We start from the raw sequence: 22999 nt of genomic DNA on the forward strand, positions 1-22999 counted from the left end.
ACGATAAAAGGAACCGTCCGTACCATCCCCAGCAGGGTGGCACGTTCGGTTCCTTTTTTGGTTCGAGCAGCTTAGTAGCGTTCCAGCACCAAATTCGTTTTCAGGGAATCGGCAGGAACCAGCCATCCTTTGGATTGCAGCAGATTGATCAGCTTGGTACGATTGCTGGCGGCAACGCTGTAGTCCGAGGTTTTGAAGGAGATTTCAATGATGGTATCTGTACCTGATCCGTTCGCACTGCGGATAGGCCAGACTTCAACGTCGGTATCCAATCCTTGAAAGCTTCCTCCATATTTGCTGACCTGTACAGGACCGCGTACTCTGGAGTCTGCCAGGGTTTGTTTGCCCCAATTGCTGGTTTTCCAGTTTTGCAGCTTGCCCGGAAGATTGTCCAATAGTTGCTTTAACGCCTGGTCCGGGTAAGGAAGAGTTAATCCTTTGGAAGCGTTCGTTTTTTTATCATTGGAAAAGCTCAGCGTCTGCTTGCTATAACCCCAATCCACCTCAGCATCGTAGTTATCGTCGGATGCACTGAAGCCTTCTTTATTCGCTTGGTTGAGAGCCGCGTTGATATCTCCGTTCGTGACCGTGTACCGCTTCTTGTAGGTTAATTCATAATTCTTTTTATCTTCTTTTTTGCGAAATCTGACATTCCAGCCCTCGTTGTTCAATTGCAGTTGATCCGTGTCAAAATATTCGACGCTCAATCGTTGCGCAGCTTCGCTAATTTGAAATTCGTTGGCTACGCTGCTTTTCAAAGAGCCGTCCGCATTGAGCACCTGAGCTGTATCCAGCAGCAGCTTTACCTCATAGCTTGGTGTGGCATTGGCGGCAGCCTGTGCAGGCTCGGCACCTTTCCATCCCGTTACAAGCAGCACTGCACTTAAGGTGAATACCGACAAAGCCTTTGTGATACGAAGACCAGTTTTCATTCAATCATCTCCTGTTCGTCCGAATGGGGGGTACACGCTACACTTTACGGGTGTAATGTCAGTCGTATGTCAAGGCAAGCTGGTACTCCGGTTAAAAAATAACATAATTTCTATATGACAGGTAAGATTTATTCTTGGTTCCCTAACAAATATTCAGCAAATTGGCGGATTAGGGCCGAGCGGTGGCGGTCCTTATTGCTAACCATATAAATGTACCGCTCCCCACGTTGACCCGGAATGGGCCGTATGACCAGCATCCCGCGTTCAACCTCGGACTGCACAGCTATGCGGGAGACGAAAGAGACGTGCTCTCCCAGCATGACCGCCTGTTTGATCGCCTCCAGCGAATCCAGCTCCAAATAGGAGGGGAGGCGGCGTCCGCCATGCTCCAGCCATTTGTCGGTCATTTGGCGTGTGCTAGAATCCTTGCCGTGCAGCACGAAAGAGGAAGAAGCGATTCGCTCAGGTATTAAATCGGTTTCGCTTGCGAGCGGGTGATCAGGTGCGCAGATCAGTACCAGCTCATCCTCGCCCAAGGATTCCGATACCAGCGTGGGCACTTGAAACGGCTCTGTTGAAATAACGCCAAGGTCGATTTCGTGACGGGCAAGCATGTCCTTGATCACCGGAGCAGTTTTCACGGACAAGGCAATATGAATTCCCGGATGTTCACGGGCAAAACGGTGCAGCACCGCAGGAAGCACGTAGGTAGCTGGTACATAGCTTGCGCCGATTCGAATGCTCCCCCGCTGGAGTGTGTCGAACTCGCATACAACCCGCTCCGCCTCGGCGGCGAGCGCATTAATCTTGCCGGCATAGTGGAGCAGCGCGTGCCCGGCATCCGTCAGGATGATTTTGCCCATACGCGTGTCGAACAGCTTCACCCCCAAATCCTGCTCCAGATTTCTCATATGAAAGGTAATGGTCGGTTGTTTCAGGCCGAGAAGCTCGGCTACTGTGGTAATTTTATGGTGCTTGTCCAGCAACTCAACAATATGCAGCTTCAAAAGACTTAAATTCACTTGGAATACCTCGCTTTCAGGTTGATCGGAAACTCATGCCCGCTCCATGCGCGGCGGTATCAATCCCCTCTATATAGATTAAATCTATGAGTATTAACACAATTCATTGAAATAATTAATTTTGTTTTAACTTTCCAATAACACAGGCTGCGAATTCAAGCTTTACACTGGGGTCAGTCATAAGAACAGGCAGGTAATGCGATGAATCAGGATTTGTATATTCACGGGTTGAGTAAAACCTTCGGCCATATGACCGCATTGCACGAGACGAATCTGGTCGTACGGCGGGGACAATTCACGACACTGCTCGGTCCGTCCGGTTGCGGGAAAACAACGCTTCTGCGCATGATCGCAGGGCTGGAGACGCCCGATACCGGCACGATCACGATGGGAGAGGAAGTTCTTTTTTCGGCTGAACGCAAAAAGGATATTCCCGCGCATCTTCGTCATTTCGGCATGGTGTTTCAGGATTTCGCGCTGTGGCCGCATATGACGGTGTTTGAAAACGTGGCCTTCGGCCTGCGTGCGAACAAGCATGGAAAAGGCCCCGGTTCTGGTAGCGTGCGTGGCAAGGAGCTGCGAACAGCAGTATTGGAGGCGCTGGGCAAAGTCAGACTGTCGGGGATGGAGGATCGGTATCCTCATCAGCTGTCTGGTGGCCAGCAGCAGCGGGTCGCTTTTGCCCGCGCGGTCGCCATTCGGCCGAGGCTTGTCTTGTTTGACGAGCCGCTCAGTGCGCTGGACGCGGTGCTTCGCGAAGAGATGCGCATCGAAATGCTGTCGCTGGTGCGCGATCTGGGGCTGACTGCCCTGTACGTCACCCATGATCAGATCGAGGCCATGTCAATGTCCGATGAAGTGGTCGTCATGAGAAGCGGACATATTTTGCAGACCGGTACACCGGAGATGATCTACGGTCGCCCATCTCATCCAGAGGTGGCTAGGTTCATCGGTAAATCGAACTGGCTGGAGCCGGAACGGACGCTATTCCGTCCCGAGCATGTCCGCTGGGAACAGGATCAAGTGGATCAGCGCTCTTTTACAGTGGAGATTCGTCATATCAGCTATGTTGGGGACCGTTATGAAATCCGCATACTGGCAGAGAACGGCGAGCTATGGACTGCATATCATTCCACTCGCTTGCCTATCGGGGAACAAAAGCAAATTTGGGTATCACCGCAACACATCCACCAACTCGATTCATAGGGAAAAGGGGTATAACACAAGATGATGAACAAGCACGTTTTTCGTACAGGTTGGAAAAAGGGCGCGATGCTCGCATTAACATTGACCTTTGGACTGGCTGTCGCAGGCTGTGGAACGGCTACACCATCCAAGGATGGAGCGCAAGCCCCCGGATCAGCAGGACAAGCCGGGGCGGCATCAACCGATCAGAAGCTGGTTGTCTACAGCGCAGGTCCTGACGGACTGGCAAAAAAGCTGGTAGCGGGGTATGAGGCGCAAAACGGAGTGAAGGTCGAGCTGTTCCAGGGAACGACAGGTAAAATTTTGGCCCGCATGGAAGCTGAGAAGGCGAATCCGGTAGCAGACGTGGTGGTACTGGCATCTCTTCCGTCCGTGCAAGGCTTGAAAAAAGACGGCCTCACGCTCCCTTACCCGGATGCCAAAAACGCGGACAAGCTGAATCCCGATTGGTCTGACAAGGAAGGCAACTACTTCAGCACCAGTGCTTCCGCATTAGGTATCGCGTACAACACCAAGCTGGTGAAGACACCGCCGACTTCATGGGCCGATCTCGCGAAGCCGGAGTACAAGGACCAAATTAACATTCCTGATCCGTCGCTGTCTGGTTCGGCGCTGGATTTTATGACAGGCTACCTGAGTGCCAATGGCGATGGGGGCTGGACGTTGTTCGAGCAGTACAAGGCTAACGGCGTAGCGATGGCTGGAGCCAATCAGGAAGCGCTGGACCCGGTCATTACCGGAGCCAAAAGCATGGTCGCTGCTGCGGTTGATTACATGACCTACAAGGCCAAAGCCAAAGGCGAGCCGATCGACATTGTTTATCCGAAGGAAGGAACAGTCATCAGCCCGCGCCCTGCGGCGATTCTCAAATCGACGCAGCATGAGCAGAATGCCAAGGCATTCATTGACTATCTGCTGTCGGACGAGGCACAGAAGCTGGTAGCGGACGCTTCCTTGCTTCCGGGCCGCACGGATGTCAAAGCAGATAAGCGCGCCAATCTGGATGAGATTCCGTTGCTGAAAACCAATTGGGAATGGATGGGCGAGCATGGTCCTGACGTGACAGAGAAGTTCACGCAAATGTTCAAGTAAGCGGATGGGGGTCTCATCCGCCAAACAGATCAGAGCGTGGAGTCTAATACTTGCTCTGATCGCGCTTGCTTTACTGATCGTGCTGCCGTTACTACAAATTTTCATCCAAAGTGTGTATGTAGACGGACAATTACAATGGTCTGCGCCTTTCCAGACGTTGGCTGCATCCCGATTTGCGGGTGTGCTGTTCGGCTCGATCTGGCTAGGCATCTGTGTTATTGCCGGAACGACGGTGCTTGCACTTCCGCTCGCGTGGATCATGTCCAACACGCGTCTCGCTAGCTGGCGCTGGTTGGATGTGGTGCTATTGATTCCGTTTATGACCCCGCCCTATATCGGGTCCATGGGCTGGATTTTGTTTATGCAAAAAAACGGATATCTGGAGCAGTTGTTTCCGAGCCTGCATTTCTTGACCCCGTTCTTTTTCAGCTTTGGCGGCATGGTGATGATCATGAGTCTACATCTGTTTCCGTTCCTGTACCTGCTGCTGCGCGGTGCGCTGGTTAGGATTGGCGGCAGTCTGGAAGAGGCCGGAGCCGTTATGGGCGGCGGCTTTCTGTACAGGTTCCGCCGGATCATTTTACCGCTGCTGCTGTCGGCTTACGGGATGGGCGCACTGCTTATTTTCGTCAAAACGATTGCCGAGTTTGGAACCCCCGCCACCTTTGGACGACGTATCGGGTATGAAGTCATGACATCGGAAATTCACAAATACATTTCCAGTTGGCCGATTGATTTTGGCAAGGCCACGTCAATGGCCTCGGTGCTTTTAACTGCCTGTCTGCTCGTATGGTATGTGCAATCGGTGATCAACCGTAAGTACACATACAGGCTGATAGGTGGTAAAGGCTCTCGTCCTTCCCGTCTTCGTGTATCCGGCTGGACTACGGGACTGAGTATCGCATTCATTCTATTGTTGCTAATGGCGTCCATTGGTATCCCTTATTTTTCAATTATCGCCGCTTCCACCATGAAGCTGCGAGGGATCGGCTTGGCTTGGGATAATTTTACGCTCGATTATTACAAGGAACTGCTGTCTTGGGGCTCAGAGAGCATGGAGGCGCTGCTGAACAGCGTATTTCTCTCTTTGGGTGCATCGACGATTGCCGTTGTGCTGGGCACATGGTTTGCGCTCGTTATTGGCGGCTCACGTACGAAGCTCCAGCGGACAGTGGATGCATTCAGCTTGCTTCCGAACACGGTTCCGGGGATTGTTATGGTAGTCGGTCTTATTTTATGGTGGAACTCGCCGTGGATGCCGATTCCGTTGTATAACACGTACGGTATGGTCATTCTGACGTATGTTGTCTTGTTTGTTCCTTATACAGTCCAGTATGTCAAAAGCGCCTTTACGCAGGTAGACACCGCTCTTTTTCAGGCAGGACAGGTGTTTGGCGGTCGCCCGTCTTATGTATTCTGCCGGATTGTGCTGCCGCTGATTTTACCGGGGATGCTGGCAGGCTGGATGATGACCTTTACCATTGCTTCGCGCGAACTGGTCGGCTCATTGCTGATTTTGCCGCCATCCGTCCAGACGTCTGCAACCTACATATTTGCCCAGTTCGAACAGGGGCAGGTGTCGCTTGGTATGGCAATGGCGGTCATATCGGTCGGTTTGACCACGCTGCTGCTGATCTTAATGGAAAGCTTAAACTCGCAAAGAAAGTGGAAATGATGATGACCAAGCTTCGAATTTGGGGCGGAGCGGGCGAACATGGCCGTTCCTGCTATGTTTTTGAAGGAAAGCAGCGTCGCATCATGCTGGATTGTGGTGTGAAAAAGGAAGGAACCGGGCAGTATCCGGTTTTTCCGCCGCAGGAGGCGGAGAGGCTGACTGCTGTATTGCTGTCTCATGCACATGAAGATCATTCAATGGCGCTCCCCTTACTGTACAAAAATGGATACCGGGGAGAGGTCTGGACGACAAAGGCCACTGCGGAACAGTTAGGTTCCTATTTTCGCTCCTGGCATACTTATGTAGAATCAAGAGGCGGCAAATTGCCATACGACGAACGAGATATCGAATCTATTGCTTACCGTTATCTGGAGGATGAAGCGCCGTTAGGGGTGTGGCAGGAGGCTTGTCCGGATATACGGATCATGTGGGGACGCAGTGGGCATTTGGCTGGCGCAGTGTGGTACGTGGTAGAAATGGAAGGGAAGCGGTTATTCTTTTCGGGAGACTACAGCCGCGAATCCGAGCTGCTCGCTGCCGACGTACCGGGCTTGGCCGTTTGGGGAGGTGCGCATGACCTGCCTGAATGGATGCTGGAGTCCGAGTTAGTGGATATCTCTATTATGGATAATGCCTATGGCATGGATATAGACCCGCAACCTGTGAAGCTGGAGCGGCTGCGGGCCGGTATGGAACAGATATTGTCTTCTGGTGGTCATGTGCTGCTTCCGGTACCCGCCTTTGGCCGGGGACAGGATTTGATCGTGTGGGTCAGCGAGCAGTTCCCGGAACAAGCAATGATTGTAGAGCCGGACATATGGCAGGGATTACAGCGTTTGAGCCGTTTGAAAGAATGGCTGCGCCTGGAAGCACCTGTGCGGATAGAACAAGTGCTGCACAGTGGCAGGATCTTTGTGCCTCGTGATGCTGAGGAGCGAGTACGGCTGCTGGAACTGAATGCTGCGGCTGTGATCGTAACCGGGGATGGCATGATGGATTCGCCACGGGCGCGGTGGTACTATCAGTATTTATCAGATCATCCGCCGAGTGCAGGGGATGGCGAAGCTAGCGGAAAAAGTAATCTTAACGGTGTTATTTTGACGGGACATGCTTCAAGCGGTTCTTTTGGTAAACATCTGCTGGATTGTATGAACCAAAAAACAGGCCAGAATGACTGTTGTATAGTTCGGCATTTGATTTACAAGGTGCATCAGGGGGTATCGGATGTGAGGCAAATGTTGAAGGAGTTGCCTGGTAAACAGGTTGTGCTCGTTCATGCGCCCAAGCCGCAGACCGATCTTGTGCGTGACGAGCTGATAAGAGAAGGCTGGACCGAACAGGAAAGCTCTGTAAAAGCCATTCACTCTTTGGGACCGGGCGCAACGTTAAACGTTTAGAGGTAATTCATTTACTTCATCAGTTATTTCGTTCCCTCCTGCATCAGTCGGAAGGCATCGACTTCTCCAAGTTTCGTGGATATAGAGTTGCGCCCGGTGCTTTTACGAAGGCGCAGCGGCGTAGCGGTACGCTTGAGCAGTGCTTTGATTTCTCCAGGCTCCATTTCCGGTCTTAGTGAAAGGAGCAGGGCAATACTTCCAGTCACGTGGGAAGTAGCCATAGACGTGCCGCTCATTTCGTGATGCTTGCCGTGTATCCATGAGGAAATGATCTTTTCACCCGGTGCGTACACGTCTACAAATTGTCCCCGGTTGCTGAAAGGCGCGATGCGTCTGTATTTATCAGTAGCTCCGACCGAAATGGTCTGGGAATAACGGGCGGGGTAGTCAATACTCCGACGCTTACCCTCGTTTCCTGAGGAAGCTACGATCACGATACCGTTTTGGTACGCCTTGTTTACCATATCAAGCAGCGCTTTACTGCGTGATTTCATGCCGAAGCTCATATTGATGATATCGACACGATTCAATACACACCAGTCGATGCCAAGAATAATATCCGAGACGTAGGCGGCCCCGTTATGGTCAAACGCTTTTACAGGATGAATTAGCGCCTGTGGTGCTACACCAACCATACCCTCGTCATAGTTGGATGCCGCGATGGTACCGGCAATATGAGTGCCGTGACCGTTATCGTCATAGGGCAGCATGGTCCGATTAAGCAGATTGATGCCTCTGGCAAGAGAATGCCGTAAATCAGGATGTTGAAAATCCGCTCCTGTGTCGATCACACCAATCCTGATTCGGTTTCCTGTAGAGGAAGGCCAAGCCTTGTATGCGCGTACCTGTTTGACCCCCCACGGCATGGGCAGGTTTTTCTCCGTCCTCGGCATGTGGGCCGCTCCTCCATGTATCCTCATGCGCGTATCTTCTTCAACGGTAACACCGTTGTGATATTTGCCCAGCCTGTCTCCCCCTGAAAGCGGGGCGATCAGAGCGCGAATCAGACGCGCCGGTTGTACTTGCCGTAATCCCGCAAGCTCTGGTTTCAGCTTCCTGAGATAGGACAGGCATTCCCGGTATTGGTGAGGCTTATCGAACGTAATGATATGTTTGTGCCGTCCACTGCCGGACGGCTCCGAAATGCCCTCGTGCAAACGCTGCAAAAAACCCGGATAGTCCATTTGAGACAGTCCCCCTCCGATGAGCCATGCTGAGGTATTGTATGAGCAAGCGTCAGCAGCGGCATGGGAAACCTGCCCCTTTTTTATTGAAATAGGCCTGCTTGTCGTGTCAAAGTGATCGTGGACACATACGATACATGGAGGGCATAAGCTCTTGTGCAACAACTTTGGGGACTTCTCCCGGAGCGGGTACAGTCGAAAGACGGGGGGGACCCCGTCTTTTTAACGTGCGCCGCCTTGTTCAAGGCATACTACTGCAAATTGTACGGATACCCATGTTTAACTTGCAATTTGCTTCCAAATAGGTTTTACTTAGTTTTGATAATGGATATGTTAGTATTGCATGTATCGTGTATGCTCTGAAACATGTTCTTGTGAATTACGTGTGAGAGGAAGTGTCCCTAGGTGAGTACCCCACTCAACTTGAAGATTGACCCGGAGAAAGTCCACGAGACTCCAATGGTGGATTTGGCATTTATGGTATTGAAAGCGGCCAATACTCCATATTATTACCGTGACCTGATGAATGAAGTCGCCAAATTGCGCGGCATGTCCGACGAAGACATTAATGACGTTATCGCTCAGCTATATACTGAAATCAACATTGACGGGCGTTTCGCCTGTGTCGGTACGAATCTGTGGGGCTTGAAACGTTGGTATCCAGTGGATAAATCCGAAGATACTCTGACAGGCGCCAAACGTCCTCGTATCATTAATGACGAAGATGATGACGACGAAGAGGACTATCATGAGGAAGAAGAAACTTACAGCGCCGATGACGACTTCGATGCAGACAGTGAAGACGAGGATGGCGAAGAAGAGCTGTTCGACGGCGAAGATGATGATAGTGATGAAGACGTGGTTATAGACGATGAAGACCTCAGTGATGAGGAAGACACTGAAGATGAAAATGACGACGAGTCGACGGAAGAAGACGATGATTCGCTTCGTTAAGATCAGGCTGCAAGGGGAGATGTATTCTCCCCTTTTTCATGACCATTTTCTTGAAACTCCTTCTGATTTGAAGCTTTTATGTGGATTCCCTCCAATCTTGTTCAATGGGCAAATTAACACAGATAACTTCCTTGACAGCGGATTGGACACGGGGTAAACTATTGCTTGGGCTTATGATTGATTCACTTATATGTTTGCTTTTTGTATAAAAGTGCCCCGTACTACGGGAGTGCTTTTTTGTTTTTTTATAGGGTGTTTCCACTCATGAAAGAGGGCTAAGGGCGGCGGGCATGGAAAATGATTCCGCTGCCTTCTTCATGGATGATAATCCGTGTAAACGGGTTACGATAACATCATAATGTCGCCTGAATTTTGGACTTTATTTAGGAGGGTTTTAAACAGTGACAAAGTATATTTTTGTGACAGGCGGGGTTGTGTCTTCCTTGGGCAAAGGGATTACGGCAGCTTCACTGGGAAGGCTTCTGAAGAACAGGGGACTGAAGGTAACGATTCAAAAATTTGACCCTTACCTTAATGTCGATCCGGGGACCATGAGCCCTTACCAGCACGGTGAAGTGTTTGTAACGGATGACGGTGCGGAAACGGATCTCGACTTGGGACACTATGAGCGCTTTATTGATATTAATCTGTCCAAGAACAGCAATGTCACGACAGGCAAGGTATACTCCAGCGTAATCAGTAAAGAGCGTCGCGGAGAGTATTTGGGCGGTACGGTGCAGGTCATTCCTCATATTACGAATGAAATCAAGGAGCGCGTATATCGTGCAGGCCGTGAAGCGGGTTCGGACGTAATTATCACAGAAATCGGCGGTACCGTGGGCGATATCGAGAGCTTGCCATTTTTGGAAGCGATCCGTCAGCTCAAAAGTGAGGTTGGGCGCGAGAATGTAATGTACATTCACGTAACCCTCATTCCTTATATTAAGGCTGCTGGTGAGGTTAAAACCAAACCAACTCAGCACAGTGTAAAAGAACTGCGCAGCATCGGCATTCAACCGAATGTCATTGTTTGCCGTACAGAGCATGAACTTTCCTCCGATATGAAGGCCAAAATCGCGCTGTTCTGCGATATTGATGCTAACGCAGTAGTAGAATGCCGCGATGCGTCGACTTTGTACGAGGTTCCATTGAATCTGCGTGAAGAAGGCTTGGACGAGATCGTAGTCAATCACCTCAAGCTGACAACACCTGCACCGGATATGACGGAGTGGGAAGGGCTTGTTGAACGGATCAGAAAGCTGGATAAAAAGGTTGAAATTGCCATTGTTGGTAAATATGTTGCACTGCATGATGCTTATTTAAGTGTGGTCGAATCCCTTTCGCACGCCGGATTTGACGCCAATGCGGATGTGAAAATCCGTTGGGTGAACGCAGAAGAAGTAACGGACGAAAACGTAGCAGACATGCTGGGCGGCATTGGTGGTATTCTCGTACCGGGCGGCTTCGGCGATCGCGGAATTGAAGGTAAAATCAGCACCATCCGTTATGCTCGCGAACAGAAAATCCCGTTCTTTGGTATTTGCCTTGGTATGCAGGTATCTGTCATTGAGATTGCCCGTTCCCTGGCTGGTCTGGATGGAGCCAACAGCTCGGAGATCAATCCGGCTACGGATTACCCGGTCATCGACTTGCTGCCTGATCAAAAGGACATCGAAGATATGGGCGGCACCATGCGTCTCGGATTGTATCCGTGCAAGCTGACGGAAGGCTCGCTGGCTTCGGCTTGTTACAACGATGAGCTGGTATATGAAAGACACCGTCATCGGTATGAATTCAATAACGAATATCGTGAAGTTATTGAAAAGGCAGGTCTTCGCATTTCCGGTACTTCACCGGACGGACGTTTGGTGGAAATTGTGGAACTGCCTGAGCATCCATGGTTCCTGGCGGTACAATTCCATCCGGAATTCACTTCCCGTCCGAACCGTCCACAGCCGTTGTTCCGTGAATTTGTTAAGGCGGCATTGCAGCTTCAAGGCTAATGCTGTGGCCTGTAAGACCTCCTCAGGGAGGTCTTTTTTTATTCCACGCTTCCTGATTATGAAAGAATATTCCACAATTATGTATAAGAGAAGGATTTTCTTTTTGCAGGAGCGAATATAGTTTAGGGTATGGGACGGATATTGTACGTCATCGGACGCTGTTATGGCAATAGCTGCATGATCCTCGTTTTAAGATCTTAGGAGGTTAAAACATTGGAAAAGAAAAAAGTGTTAATCGTCGATGACCAGAATGGAATACGAATTTTGCTGATGGAAGTGTTCGGAAGTGAGGGTTACGAGACCTTTCAGGCAGCAAACGGAAAAATTGCACTTGAAATTGTTGAAAAGGAACCGCCTGATCTGGTTCTGCTCGATATGAAAATTCCGGGTATGGACGGACTTGAAATCTTGAAGCATCTAAAGACCATGAATCCCGATATCAAGGTTATTATGATGACAGCTTATGGAGAACTGGACATGATTAAAGAGGCGACGGAGCTGGGAGCACTCATGCACTTTACCAAGCCCTTTGATATTGATGAAATGCGAATCGCCGTAAACAAGCAACTCAGGAGTGACGAAGCGAATCACTTTAGTTGAAAACTCTGTTAACACAACAGGGTTTTTTGTTTGTGTTTATGGGAAATACTGAAAGTAAATCCTCTCCTTATACAATTCTATGAAAAAACGGCGTCCTGGGCGTGATTTTCGTATGTGTTGATGTGCAAAAGCTTGTTTAGTATTTAACATGGGTTGTGGTATAATAAGCCCGTATGTGATGTCGGCTAAAATATAGACAAACCCAAACACCCTTAGGAGGACTGTAACCATGCCATTGGTATCTATGACAGACATGTTGAACAAAGCACTTGAAGGAAAATACGCGGTAGGTCAATACAACATTAATAACCTGGAGTGGACTCAAGCTATTCTGGGCGCTGCTGAAGAAGAAAAATCCCCGGTAATCCTGGGCGTATCTGAAGGTGCAGCACGCCACATGGGCGGTTTCTACACTGTTGTTAAAATGGTAGAAGGTCTTATTCATGATATGAAAATTACGGTTCCGGTTGCGATCCATTTGGATCACGGTTCCAGCTTTGAAAAATGTAAAGAAGCTATCGATGCTGGTTTCACATCTGTTATGATCGATGATTCCCACAGCCCGATCGACACGAACATTGCAACAACGAAAAAAGTTGTTGATTATGCACATTCCAAAGGCGTTTCCGTTGAAGCTGAAGTTGGAATGGTTGGCGGTCAAGAGGATGATGTTGTAGGTGACGTAATGTACGCGAAGCTTGACGACTGTCTGCGTATCGTTAACGAAACAGGTATCGACACATTGGCTCCTGCACTGGGTTCCGTTCACGGACCTTACAAAGGCGAGCCAAACCTCGGATTCAAAGAAATGGAAGAGATCTGCGCTGCAATCAAACTTCCACTCGTTCTGCATGGTGGTACTGGTATCCCAACGCATGATATCAAAAAAGCAATCTCGCTGGGAACTTCCAAAATCAATGTAAACACAGAGAACCAAATCGTGTTCGCGAAAGTGGTTCGTGAAGTGCTTGCTGAGAAACCGGATGCTTATGACCCACGTACATTTATCGCTCCAGGTCGTGAAGCGATTAAACAAACCGTTATCGGTAAAATCCGTGAGTTCGGTTCCAACAACCAAGCATAAGAATAAGTTGATGTACCGTGCGTCTGCATGGTTCAATGTATCTCTTGATTGTAATAGTAGTTCTGCACAGAAGATTTGAATCTGTTCAGTTGAATAGTTTGACTTGGAAAGCACACCGCTTAGCCGGTGTCTTTCCATTTTAACCACCAAAAAGTTGAAAGTTTATTATTTGACCGACTGCAAAACAAGTAGGGGGACCCTCAAGCTTATGGAAAAATTGATGATCACCGGTGGACGGCCGCTTCAAGGTACAGTTTCCATCAGCGGTGCCAAAAACAGTGCCATCGCCTTGATTCCCGCCGCCATTCTGGCAGAGTCGGAAGTCATTTTGGACAATTTGCCGCTGTTGAGTGATGTGGCGGTGTATTCCGAAATACTGGAGGAGCTTGGTGCAACCGTTGCCTGGGAAGGCAGCCAGATGAGAATAGATCCATCCTCCATTAAATCCATTCCCATGCCGAATGGACCTGTTAAGAAATTACGAGCATCCTATTATATGATGGGAGCCATGCTAGGCCGCTTCAAGGAAGCGATCATCGGTTTGCCAGGAGGGTGTAATTTTGAACCTCGGCCCATTGATCAGCATATCAAAGGTTTTGAAGCACTGGGTGCTACGGTTACGAACGAGCACGGTGCTATTCATTTGCATGCCAAAGAGCTGCGTGGTACCAAGATTTATTTGGATGTCAGCAGTGTAGGAGCTACGATTAACATTATGCTGGCGGCCGCACGTGCCAAAGGCGCCACAATTATCGAAAATGCGGCTAAAGAGCCTGAGATTATAGATGTAGCAACCTTGTTAAACTCCATGGGGGCCATTATTAAGGGGGCCGGAACGGAAACGATCCGGATTGAAGGTGTGTCCGAGCTGCATGGCTGCCGTCACTCCATCATACCTGACCGCATACAAGCGGGCACATATATGATTGCTGCTGCGGCTACTCGTGGTAATGTTTTGATTGACAACGTAATTCCCAAGCATATGGAGGCCCTGACTGCAAAAATGCAGGAAATGGGTATTGGTATAGAGGAATATGACGAAAGTATTCGTGTTCTGGGTTCACCTTCATATGAGCATGTTGATGTTAAAGCCTTAATTTACCCCGGATTCGCCACAGACTTGCAATCTCCTATGACCAGTTTGCTTACTCAGGCGCAAGGGGTTAGTGTACTGAGCGATTTTGTTTATAGCAATCGTTTTAAACACGTCCCGGAACTTGTGCGAATGGGGGCTAAAATCCGCGTGGAAGGTCGTTCGGCTATTATTGAAGGTGGCAAGCTAAATGCGGCTAAAGTCAAAGCGGCCGATCTGCGTGCTGGTGCAGCGCTTGTCATTGCCGGACTTACAGTAAGTGAAGGCGTAACCGAGGTGTCAGGTGTCGAATACATCGACCGTGGTTATGACCATCTCGTCTCCAATCTGCGTCTTTTGGGCGCGGACGTATGGCGGCAGACAGAATAACAAACTTCGTACATTTTGGGACTCCCGGAACGGATGAACAATAGAATGGATAGGCTCTATGCAGCCGCTGCATGATACAAGATATAGGTCCATACCTAACAATCTTTTATCGGAAAACCGGAATAATTCGGTATAATCCAAGCAGATGGCTGCATAACTTTATTTGTTTTGGTTAAAATTATGTTGATGGCGTTTATGATATCATTGTCTATCATTTAGTTTTGAATGGACTTAATAATTGAATAGGTGGTTATTATATGGATCTGCAAATTTCCGATCTGGAAGAAATGAAGCTGACCGATCTGTACAAGCTGGCCAAGCAATACCAGATCCCGTACTACGGAACGCTCAAGAAAAAAGAATTAATTTTTGCCATCCTGCGTGCACAAGCCGAGAAGAGCGGATTGATGTTTATGCAGGGCGTTCTGGAAATACTTCCTGAAGGTTACGGCTTTCTGAGGCCGATCAATTACCTCCCGAGTACCGAAGATATTTACATCTCTGCTTCACAAATCCGCAAGTTTGACTTGAGAACAGGCGATCTAGTATCCGGTAAATGCCGGACTCCGAAAGAGAATGAACGATATTTTGGATTGCTTCAAGTTAACGCTGTCAATGGAAGAAGTCCTGAACAAGCTGCTGAGCGGCTACACTTTCCAGCACTGACTCCACTGTATCCGCAAACTAAATTAGTCCTTGAAACTACCCCCAATAATTTGTCTACGAGAATAATGGATATATTGGCCCCTGTCGGACTTGGACAGCGTGGACTCATTGTGGCACCTCCCAAAGCTGGTAAAACACTTCTCCTCAAAGAAATTGCCAATAGCATTTCTACCAACAATCCCGAGATTGAGCTGTTTGTCTTGCTGATTGATGAACGTCCGGAAGAAGTGACTGACATGCAGCGTTCTGTTAAAGGTGAAGTTGTTGCTTCCACTTTTGATGAACTGCCTGAGAACCATATCAAGGTAGTGGAATTGGTTCTAGAGCGTGCCCTTCGCCTTGTAGAGCATAAAAAAGACGTGGTTATTCTGCTGGATAGCATTACTCGTCTTGCACGTGCCTACAACTTGGTTATTCCAGCATCTGGTCGTACGCTTAGTGGGGGGATTGATCCAGGGGCCTTCCACCGTCCGAAACGCTTTTTTGGTGCGGCGCGGAATGTGGAAGAGGGCGGAAGTCTTACTATTTTGGCCACAGCGCTCATTGATACAGGATCGCGGATGGATGACATTATCTATGAAGAGTTTAAAAGTACAGGCAATATGGAGCTTCATTTGGACCGCAAGCTTGCGGAACGCCGCATATTCCCGGCTATTGATATTCGTCGCTCCGGTACCCGGCGTGAGGAAATGTTGTTAGGCAAGGAAGAATTGGATACCATTTGGGCTATTCGTAAAAATATGACGGAAAGCCACGATTTTGTGGAAGGCTTCCTAAAGAAATTGCGGAACAGCAGCAATAACGCAGAGTTTTTGGCCTCGTTTGATACAACGGCACCGTCCGGCGGGTCACAAAGCACTTCAAGCACTCCGCAACGGAGAACCACGCGTTCCACCGCAGCATCGGTTCCAGCTTCAACCAACTAAAAACAGCAGTATAGCTACCCTGAATAACAATGATCAGCCTATGGATAATCGTCATTTCCATGATAGGTATTTATCTGTTCCTCAAGCACGCAGCCGTCAAGGTTCGATTGGTTTAAGGTGTGCGCTTGACGGAACGAAAGGAGCTCCACAATGTATTTGGTGTATGCCGACGAAAAAGGCAATGTATACGATCATGCTTCTTTGTATGGGCTTGCCCGCAGTGCAGACATGATTGTCGAAATCATGGAAGATGAGCTTATTCCGCTACCGGAAGGAGCTACGCTGGTAAGTCTGCCCAACACACGCCCGGTCGGTATGAACCCTGAATCCGGAGAAATGGTTTCCTTGCCAGGCGATATGCAGGCAGTGGGGGCTTTGTTACCTCAAGGCTTTACACGTTTGTGCCTGCCAGGGTATGTGAAGACCGATAAGGAGTATAAGCTCCCCTTGTTCGGCTATTCGGCCGTGGTCTGGAAAGATGGAGCTTTCTATGTAACGGCAGAGCGGAGTGATAATCCGTCCAAATGGAATCCGGAAAACTGTGACCGCCACGAGGTAAAGCAGGGCGTGCAGCGGATGACAGAGCAGTACCCGGAAAATCGGCTGTACCAACATTTGTCCAACTGTGCATTAGGCTATGAGTGTCTTACTTCCTCGAACACGTTCCTGAATCGCTGGGAGGGTGGAGTTCCGGTATCTTATTCTTGTAATGCCGGATGCTTTGGTTGCATATCGGAACAGCCGGATGACAGTGGTTTTGTATCCCCTCAGACGAGAATGAACTTCCGTCCTCGTGTCGATGAGATTGTGGAAGTCATGTTGGAGCATTTGAAAACACCGGAGTCCATCATTAGTTTTGGTCAAGGGTGTGAAGGTGAGCCTTCTACTCAGGCCAAGTTGATTATAGATTCGATCAAAGAGGTCCGTTCCGTTACAGATATGGGATACATCAATATTAATACGAATGCAGGTTTGAACGATCATATCCGGGGAATCGTAGATGCTGGACTTGATCTGATGCGGGTCAGCACGATTAGCGCGCTGGACGACCATTACAATGCTTATTACAAGCCGCGTGGTTACACGTTAGCCAATGTGGAAAAATCACTTCGTTATGCTTCCGAGCAGGGAGTATATACGTCGATTAACTATTTGATTTTTCCGGGCGTGACAGACCGCGAGGAAGAAATCGAAGCGATGATTGAGTTTGCCAAACGCACAAAGCTCAAGCTTATTCAGATGCGCAACCTGAATATTGATCCTGAAAGCTATCTGGAGCTGATTCCACCTGCCCAAGGGGAGCTCCTTGGCATGAAGCAAATGCTTGAGATTTACCGTGAGGAACTGCCTGATGTCGTTATCGGGTCTTACACCCACGTACCGCCCCAAGGGCTGGCGCGTCCCAAATTTGCCAAGGCCTAGAACGGTCAATAGTGGGTTGAACTGCACCTGTTTTACACCATTTTTGGATACACAAAAGAGTTGTTGAAACGCTCATATCCAGGTGCTATAATGTGAACATGTGTTCATACAACTCTGGGCTGATAGGATGTTCAGGGCGGAAAGAGGTGAAAGTTCAATGCAACAAGCTATTCAACCGAAATTTAACGTAACTAATGTCACTTGTGCTTGCGGAAATACGTTCGAAACCGGTTCTGTGAAAGGTTCTCTGCGCGTGGAGATTTGCTCCGCTTGCCACCCATTCTTCACAGGGAAGCAGAAATTCCTTGATGTTGGCGGCCGTGTAGATCGTTTCAAGAAGAAATACGGTATCTAATCGATTACCGCAGGTTATAAAGTTATTAGAGCCTTCTGCTATTGCAGAGGGCTCTTTTTGTTGTGGATGTTTGCTTTTTGTGCGGCCTTGAGATATACTTATTTTCACCGTGCTAGATGGGGAGGTAGCGGTGCCCTGTAACTCGCAATCCGCTATAGCGAGGTTGAATTCCTGTTAGAGGTGTTGTTGATGTGAGGCTGGTCCCTGCGCACAATGTTGACGGTTGGGTCCTCCGCAATGAGTACTTGTGAACCTGGTCAGGTCCGGAAGGAAGCAGCCATAAGCAAGAGCACTCTTGTGCCGGAGGGTAGCCTAGCCCGAGTTGTTGTTCAGGATTGCCGCTCGGATCACAACGATCAATAACAGGTGCACGGTTTATATTTAGAGAATTAGAACATCTTGGCAGTCATTGCGAAGATGTTTTTTTGTGTTTGGCGATGTTTAATTACATTCATGTTTTTCCTCCTAAACTAACTGGCGTGCAGATTCACAAATGATGGATTAGTTGTTAATATGACATAAAGGAGGATAAAGATGAGAATTGTTTTTGCAACTGATTCAGACTATGGATACATACGAGACCATGACCATCATATTTCAGAGAGTTTAATACAGGTAAAAATAAAGGGAAATGAAATATACATACTGCGGAATCAAGATGAAAGTAATATCGGATGGATGAGGTATGGATACTTTTGGGACAACACACCTTTCCTGAATATGATTTGGGTCGATGAACAATATCGAGACAAGGGTGTAGGTAAGCAAGTTGTCCTCTTTTGGGAAGATCAAATGAAACAAAAGGGCTTCAAATTGGTTATGACATCTACTCTGGCAAATGAAAAGGCTCAGCACTTCTATAGAAAATTAGGATATTGGGACGCAGGGTGTTTATTACTCGAAAATGAGCCGTTGGAAATAATTCTGACCAAAAAATTATTTTAATTGATTTATTATCCCCTTAAAAAGGATTAGTTTAACCGCTTTTCATAAGGCGGTTTTCTTTTGCTCTTAAATTGAAAGGTGTCCGGTTTAGATTCGGACGGGAGTATAGTATAATGAAGTGAACATAATGTTCATGAAAGTGAATGGGAAAGAGGGTAACGCGCATTGGAACATATAGCGTTGTACCGTGCTTGGCGGCCTCAGTCGTTCAAGGACATGGTAGGACAACAGCATATTATCCAGACATTGCAGAATGCCATCCGCGAAAATCGCACGTCCCATGCCTACCTGTTCAGCGGTCCGCGAGGAACGGGTAAGACGAGTGCGGCCAAAATTTTGGCCAAGGCAATTAACTGTGAGCATGGACCGGCGCCGGAGCCTTGCAACGAATGCGAAGCCTGTAAACGGATCACGGCCGGAGCGGTCATGGATGTACAGGAGATTGACGCAGCCTCCAACCGGGGCGTTGAAGAGATTCGTGATTTGCGCGATAAAGTCAAATATGCGCCGACGGAAGTACGGCACAAGGTTTATATCATTGATGAAGTGCACATGCTGACGACGGAAGCGTTCAATGCGTTGCTTAAGACGCTGGAAGAACCGCCGCCACACGTGATGTTCATATTGGCTACCACAGAACCGCACCGGATTCCGGCGACGATCATTTCGCGTTGTCAGCGTTTTGACTTTCGGCGGGTATCGCTGGAGGAGCAGACGGAGCGGCTTGACCTTATATGTCGACAGGAGAACATAGAGGCTGATTCGGACGCATTGCAGTACATTGCGCGTCTGTCAGATGGCGGAATGCGTGATGCACTTAGCGTTCTGGATCAAATATCTTCGTTTACAGACGGTCGGGTTACTTATCAGCAGGTGCTGGATATGACGGGAGGTATTGCGTCTGAACAATTCGGCAAGCTTGCCTTGGCATTGCTGAAAGAAGATGTCGGCACAGTACTGCAAATGATTGAGAACTTTATGCAAGAAGGTAAAAGCGCAGATAAATGCATGGAAAATCTGCTGTACTATTTCAGGGATCTGCTTATGATTAAGATGGTGCCGCAGGCGACTAAAATGACAGAGCGCGTGCTGGAGCCGGAGCGGTTCAAGGAAGTGGCAGAAGCTTTTACCAAGGAGCAGCTTTTTAGCATGATCGACACGCTTAATCGCTATCAGAGCGAGATGAAGTATGCCGTTCAGCCGCAGACCTTGTTTGAGGTGGCTCTATTGAAGCTATGCAGCATTCCTGGGGCAGTTGGAGCCGCTGCTCAGCCAACCGCACAGCATTCCGGTGCTGCTGCCAATCAGGAGGATGTAGCCGTTTTGAAGCGCCAGCTTGCCGAGCTGGAGAAGAAGTTGGAACGCGCGTTGCAAGGCGGATTGGCTGCCGGGGCAGGGCAGGATGTATCGTCGGGGAACCGTCAGGCTCCCGGGGGACGCGCTCCCGCTCCGCGGATTTCTGCGCCAGTCAAGCTTCCTTCGCAGCTAGATCGCTATATCGCCGAGAAGTCGGGAGAGGCATTTGCGGCAGCGGGGCGTAAGTGGAGCCAAATTTTGCAGGGAGTCAAAGAAGCGAAAGTCACAGTTCATGCATGGTTTATGGACGGCGAGCCAGTGTCTGTATTAGAGGATAGTGTACTCGTGGCGTTTAAGAACAACATTCACCGTGAAACTACTGAAAAGCCTGCTAACAAGCAGGTCATTGAGAAGGTTCTGCATGAACAGTTGGGCCATCCCTATCGTCTGGTGACAATGATGCAAAAGGATTGGAATGCTGCGATTGAAGGAGTTCCCGACCAGCCTGCCGAAGAATTCCAACTGGAGCAGGAGCATGACGCGCCGGGAAAGTCCAAGGAACCCTGGATTGATGAAGCTATTGAACTTTTCGGGGAAGATCTGGTAGTTATAAAGGATTAAAATCAAAGTGTCTGGATGTATACTTCATTAAAGGAGATGATTGAAATGAACAATATGAACCAAATGATGAAGCAAGTGAAAAAAATGCAGGAGCAAATGCTGAAAGCCCAGGAGGAGCTTGGCGGAAAAGTAATTGAAGGTACTTCCGGCGGCGGTGTTGTGACTGTAGAGGTAAACGGACATAAAAAAGTGCTTTCCATCACAATCAAACCGGAGGCTGTAGATCCTGATGATGTGGAAATGCTGCAAGATCTCGTGTTGACTGCTGTCAACGATGCTTTGTCCAAAGCAGATGAACTGGCTAATGATGATATGGGTAAATTTACAGGCGGGATGAAAATTCCAGGCCTGTTCTAGACTGCGCATAAAGGAGAAGCACACTATTGTATTATCCGGAGCCGATTGCAAAGCTGATTGATGCATTTACGCGCCTGCCGGGGGTGGGGCCTAAGACGGCCGCCCGGTTGGCTTTTCACGTTCTGAAAATGAAGGAAGACGATGTGATTGATTTTGCCAAAGCACTGGTCAATGTGAAACGCAATCTTCACTTCTGTTCCGTCTGTGGCAATATTACGGACACGGACCCTTGTCGGATCTGTCAGGATAAGACAAGGGATGCTTCCGTCATTTGTGTTGTTCAGGATTCCAAGGATCTGGTAGCTATGGAGCGCACCAAGGAGTTTAACGGCTTTTATCATGTGCTTCATGGAGCAATCTCTCCTATGGAGGGAATTGGTCCTGAAGATATCAAGCTCAAGGAATTATTGAACAGGCTTAGTGATGAACGCATCAAAGAGCTGATTTTGGCTACGAATCCGAACATTGAAGGAGAAGCGACGGCCATGTACATTTCTAGGCTGGTGCGTCCTTTTGGAATCAAGGTTACTCGTATTGCTCACGGATTGCCGGTAGGCGGGGATTTGGAGTATGCCGATGAGGTTACGCTGTCCAAAGCGCTGGAAGGCCGCAGAGAGCTGAACTAATAAGTACAACTATACGTTATAGATATTTTTAGTGCCGATAAATCTTATGGATTTTCTCGACAATCTGGGGGCCTTTATGGCTCCTTTTTATTTTGTGATGATATGACTGGTATAGATGGTTCCTGTTCTAAGTTTGTCCTCTGTTAAATAAGTATGAATAAGGTAGTCTTACAGACTGTGCACATAATTCAGCTTGTGAGGAGGATGAATGGATGTGGGAACGGGTGAAGCAAAATTTTCGTCGACAGGAACACGGCAAATCGGAAGCAGAGCATCGTCAGGAGTTGTTTGCCCAGATTCGGGCTTCGCATGCGGAATGGCTAAGAGCGCATCGGTTATTTCATGAAGCTACAGGCGAGGACGAAATCGACTATGCCATTTTTGTTCTGGAAGCTGCGGAGCGTAAATATCAGATACATTTAAAATGTGCCAAAAAGCAAGGGTTGCATCGTTTCCACCTGCCTGCAGATGAACCGGGGTATGCCAATGACGCGGGCCGTGTTCATAAACGGAGAGCCGAATGAGAGGTGCTGTCTGGCTTGTTCTGATTGCTTGCGTTGTGGTACTGTCATGTCTAATCCTCAAAAAACGTCTGGGTATCGGCTGGCTTACTGTGTTTGGGGCGCATATGGCTCTGGTGGCAATTGCGCTGTATGTCATTAATTATTCGGGGTGGATCACGCAGGTGTATATCCCTATTAATCCGGTTACGATGGGGGCTGTAACGGTTTTGGGATTGCCCGGAATTGCACTTTTACTGGGATTGAAAATGATATTGTTTGGACAGGCTATGTGAGTGTGTATAGAGTTTAATCAAGGAACGAGGATTGTTTAATATGCGGAGCTTTTTGGCAAGGGCAAGCGAAAAGTGCTTTTGTTTTAAAATATAGTTGACGGGGAATTCGATTATATGATACATTAATTCTCGGCCCTTAAAGCCCGGGAATTTTTTTTGAGAATAACGCTGAAATGAAATTGAAAAATAATTTTAAAAAAGTGTTGACTTAAATCCCGAATGTATGTTATATTAATCAAGTCGCCGCTGAGATGCGGTGATGAAACAAAGTAAGAGAATATGAAGGTTTGATCTTTGAAAACTGAACAACGAGTGAGTACGGATTTTGCTTGCAAAATCCAACGCTGAGATTTTGGTACATGCCGTCAGGCTGTATAA

The 22999-nt window shown here is 48.4% G+C and carries 21 protein-coding genes and 1 other RNA gene; 19 read left to right on the top strand and 3 right to left on the bottom strand.

Going from position 1 to position 22999, the window contains the following annotated elements:
* Positions 1-71 precede the first annotated feature (71 nt).
* Entirely contained in the window at positions 72-932 is an 861-nt protein-coding gene (locus ABH897_RS26280) for a hypothetical protein (RefSeq protein ID WP_283654114.1), read from the bottom strand.
* Positions 933-1060: 128 nt separating this feature from the next.
* On the bottom strand, positions 1061-1954 hold the full coding sequence (locus ABH897_RS26285; protein ID WP_404592904.1) for a LysR family transcriptional regulator: 894 nt from the start codon (positions 1952-1954) through the stop codon (positions 1061-1063).
* A 201-nt stretch (positions 1955-2155) separates the two neighbouring features.
* Between ABH897_RS26285 and ABH897_RS26290 the strand changes: the two genes are divergently transcribed.
* The 4 genes from ABH897_RS26290 to ABH897_RS26305 are packed head-to-tail and all read left to right on the top strand — an operon-like array spanning position 2156 to position 7324.
* Entirely contained in the window at positions 2156-3160 is a 1005-nt protein-coding gene (locus ABH897_RS26290; RefSeq protein WP_404592905.1) for an ABC transporter ATP-binding protein, read from the top strand.
* A gap of 21 nt (positions 3161-3181) precedes the next feature.
* Positions 3182-4252, top strand: a complete 1071-nt coding sequence (locus tag ABH897_RS26295) for an ABC transporter substrate-binding protein (protein WP_404592907.1) — start codon at positions 3182-3184, stop codon at positions 4250-4252.
* 4 nt (positions 4253-4256) lie between these two features.
* On the top strand, positions 4257-5927 hold the full coding sequence (locus ABH897_RS26300) for an ABC transporter permease (protein WP_404592908.1): 1671 nt from the start codon (positions 4257-4259) through the stop codon (positions 5925-5927).
* Positions 5924-7324, top strand: a complete 1401-nt coding sequence (locus tag ABH897_RS26305) for an MBL fold metallo-hydrolase (RefSeq protein WP_404592913.1) — start codon at positions 5924-5926, stop codon at positions 7322-7324. The genes ABH897_RS26300 and ABH897_RS26305 overlap by 4 nt, the downstream gene beginning before the upstream one ends.
* 23 nt (positions 7325-7347) lie before the next feature.
* On the opposite strand, the gene ABH897_RS26310 is transcribed toward ABH897_RS26305, so the two are convergent.
* On the bottom strand, positions 7348-8508 hold the full coding sequence (locus ABH897_RS26310) for a S8 family peptidase (protein ID WP_283654120.1): 1161 nt from the start codon (positions 8506-8508) through the stop codon (positions 7348-7350).
* Between the two features lie 405 nt (positions 8509-8913).
* On the opposite strand from ABH897_RS26310, the gene rpoE reads away from it, so the two are divergent.
* The 15 genes from rpoE to ABH897_RS26385 all read left to right on the top strand — a co-directional run bounded on the left by rpoE (position 8914) and on the right by ABH897_RS26385 (position 22621).
* Positions 8914-9462 carry a DNA-directed RNA polymerase subunit delta gene (gene rpoE / locus ABH897_RS26315; RefSeq protein WP_044646873.1) on the top strand — a complete coding sequence of 183 codons (549 nt, stop codon included), beginning with the start codon at positions 8914-8916 and terminating at the stop codon, positions 9460-9462.
* Positions 9463-9863: 401 nt separating this feature from the next.
* Positions 9864-11465: a CTP synthase gene (locus ABH897_RS26320; RefSeq protein WP_404592909.1), complete on the top strand. Its 1602-nt coding sequence runs from the start codon at positions 9864-9866 to the stop codon at positions 11463-11465.
* A 213-nt stretch (positions 11466-11678) separates the two neighbouring features.
* On the top strand, positions 11679-12065 hold the full coding sequence (locus ABH897_RS26325; protein ID WP_283654121.1) for a response regulator: 387 nt from the start codon (positions 11679-11681) through the stop codon (positions 12063-12065).
* Positions 12066-12294: 229 nt separating this feature from the next.
* On the top strand, positions 12295-13149 hold the full coding sequence (fba, locus tag ABH897_RS26330; RefSeq protein WP_404521611.1) for a class II fructose-1,6-bisphosphate aldolase: 855 nt from the start codon (positions 12295-12297) through the stop codon (positions 13147-13149).
* A 208-nt stretch (positions 13150-13357) separates the two neighbouring features.
* Complete coding sequence (locus ABH897_RS26335) at positions 13358-14611, top strand: UDP-N-acetylglucosamine 1-carboxyvinyltransferase (RefSeq protein WP_025683194.1); 1254 nt, start codon at positions 13358-13360, stop codon at positions 14609-14611.
* A gap of 257 nt (positions 14612-14868) precedes the next feature.
* Positions 14869-16203, top strand: a complete 1335-nt coding sequence (rho, locus tag ABH897_RS26340; RefSeq protein WP_044646878.1) for a transcription termination factor Rho — start codon at positions 14869-14871, stop codon at positions 16201-16203.
* Positions 16204-16353: 150 nt separating this feature from the next.
* Positions 16354-17625 carry a radical SAM family protein gene (locus ABH897_RS26345; protein ID WP_283654122.1) on the top strand — a complete coding sequence of 424 codons (1272 nt, stop codon included), beginning with the start codon at positions 16354-16356 and terminating at the stop codon, positions 17623-17625.
* Positions 17626-17782: 157 nt separating this feature from the next.
* On the top strand, positions 17783-17980 hold the full coding sequence (gene rpmE, locus ABH897_RS26350; RefSeq protein WP_044646880.1) for a 50S ribosomal protein L31: 198 nt from the start codon (positions 17783-17785) through the stop codon (positions 17978-17980).
* A 107-nt stretch (positions 17981-18087) separates the two neighbouring features.
* Positions 18088-18354, top strand: an RNA gene (gene ffs, locus ABH897_RS26355) — signal recognition particle sRNA large type.
* Between the two features lie 160 nt (positions 18355-18514).
* A complete protein-coding gene (locus ABH897_RS26360) occupies positions 18515-18925 on the top strand; it encodes a GNAT family N-acetyltransferase (RefSeq protein WP_283654123.1) in 411 nt (136 codons plus the stop codon).
* A 165-nt stretch (positions 18926-19090) separates the two neighbouring features.
* Entirely contained in the window at positions 19091-20842 is a 1752-nt protein-coding gene (gene dnaX / locus ABH897_RS26365) for a DNA polymerase III subunit gamma/tau (RefSeq protein WP_404592910.1), read from the top strand.
* Positions 20843-20887: 45 nt separating this feature from the next.
* Complete coding sequence (locus ABH897_RS26370) at positions 20888-21199, top strand: YbaB/EbfC family nucleoid-associated protein (protein ID WP_013308226.1); 312 nt, start codon at positions 20888-20890, stop codon at positions 21197-21199.
* A gap of 26 nt (positions 21200-21225) precedes the next feature.
* Positions 21226-21825, top strand: a complete 600-nt coding sequence (recR, locus tag ABH897_RS26375; RefSeq protein WP_044646883.1) for a recombination mediator RecR — start codon at positions 21226-21228, stop codon at positions 21823-21825.
* Positions 21826-22037: 212 nt separating this feature from the next.
* Positions 22038-22349, top strand: coding sequence for a DUF2508 family protein (locus ABH897_RS26380; RefSeq protein ID WP_044646884.1), 312 nt, complete (start codon positions 22038-22040; stop codon positions 22347-22349).
* Positions 22346-22621, top strand: a complete 276-nt coding sequence (locus ABH897_RS26385) for a pro-sigmaK processing inhibitor BofA family protein (protein WP_283654125.1) — start codon at positions 22346-22348, stop codon at positions 22619-22621. The genes ABH897_RS26380 and ABH897_RS26385 overlap by 4 nt, the downstream gene beginning before the upstream one ends.
* The last annotated feature ends 378 nt before the right edge of the window (positions 22622-22999 follow it).

It is taken from the genome of Paenibacillus sp. RC73 (assembly GCF_044908085.1).
Taxonomy (GTDB): Bacteria; Bacillota; Bacilli; order Paenibacillales; family Paenibacillaceae; genus Paenibacillus; species Paenibacillus terrae_A.

What these genes read in the sequence shown, in the direction of transcription:
- ABH897_RS26295 (WP_404592907.1), top strand. Translation starts at nt 3,182, where the DNA reads ATGATGAACAAGCACGTTTTTCGTACAGGTTGGAAAAAGGGCGCGATG.
- fba (WP_404521611.1), top strand. Translation starts at nt 12,295, where the DNA reads ATGCCATTGGTATCTATGACAGACATGTTGAACAAAGCACTTGAAGGA.
- ABH897_RS26280 (WP_283654114.1), bottom strand. Translation starts at nt 932, where the DNA reads ATGAAAACTGGTCTTCGTATCACAAAGGCTTTGTCGGTATTCACCTTA.
- rpmE (WP_044646880.1), top strand. Translation starts at nt 17,783, where the DNA reads ATGCAACAAGCTATTCAACCGAAATTTAACGTAACTAATGTCACTTGT.
- ABH897_RS26300 (WP_404592908.1), top strand. Translation starts at nt 4,257, where the DNA reads ATGGGGGTCTCATCCGCCAAACAGATCAGAGCGTGGAGTCTAATACTT.
- rho (WP_044646878.1), top strand. Translation starts at nt 14,869, where the DNA reads ATGGATCTGCAAATTTCCGATCTGGAAGAAATGAAGCTGACCGATCTG.
- ABH897_RS26290 (WP_404592905.1), top strand. Translation starts at nt 2,156, where the DNA reads ATGAATCAGGATTTGTATATTCACGGGTTGAGTAAAACCTTCGGCCAT.
- ABH897_RS26305 (WP_404592913.1), top strand. Translation starts at nt 5,924, where the DNA reads ATGATGATGACCAAGCTTCGAATTTGGGGCGGAGCGGGCGAACATGGC.
- ABH897_RS26380 (WP_044646884.1), top strand. Translation starts at nt 22,038, where the DNA reads ATGTGGGAACGGGTGAAGCAAAATTTTCGTCGACAGGAACACGGCAAA.
- ABH897_RS26335 (WP_025683194.1), top strand. Translation starts at nt 13,358, where the DNA reads ATGGAAAAATTGATGATCACCGGTGGACGGCCGCTTCAAGGTACAGTT.
- ABH897_RS26310 (WP_283654120.1), bottom strand. Translation starts at nt 8,508, where the DNA reads ATGGACTATCCGGGTTTTTTGCAGCGTTTGCACGAGGGCATTTCGGAG.
- ABH897_RS26345 (WP_283654122.1), top strand. Translation starts at nt 16,354, where the DNA reads ATGTATTTGGTGTATGCCGACGAAAAAGGCAATGTATACGATCATGCT.
- ABH897_RS26360 (WP_283654123.1), top strand. Translation starts at nt 18,515, where the DNA reads ATGAGAATTGTTTTTGCAACTGATTCAGACTATGGATACATACGAGAC.
- ABH897_RS26385 (WP_283654125.1), top strand. Translation starts at nt 22,346, where the DNA reads ATGAGAGGTGCTGTCTGGCTTGTTCTGATTGCTTGCGTTGTGGTACTG.
- ABH897_RS26370 (WP_013308226.1), top strand. Translation starts at nt 20,888, where the DNA reads ATGAACAATATGAACCAAATGATGAAGCAAGTGAAAAAAATGCAGGAG.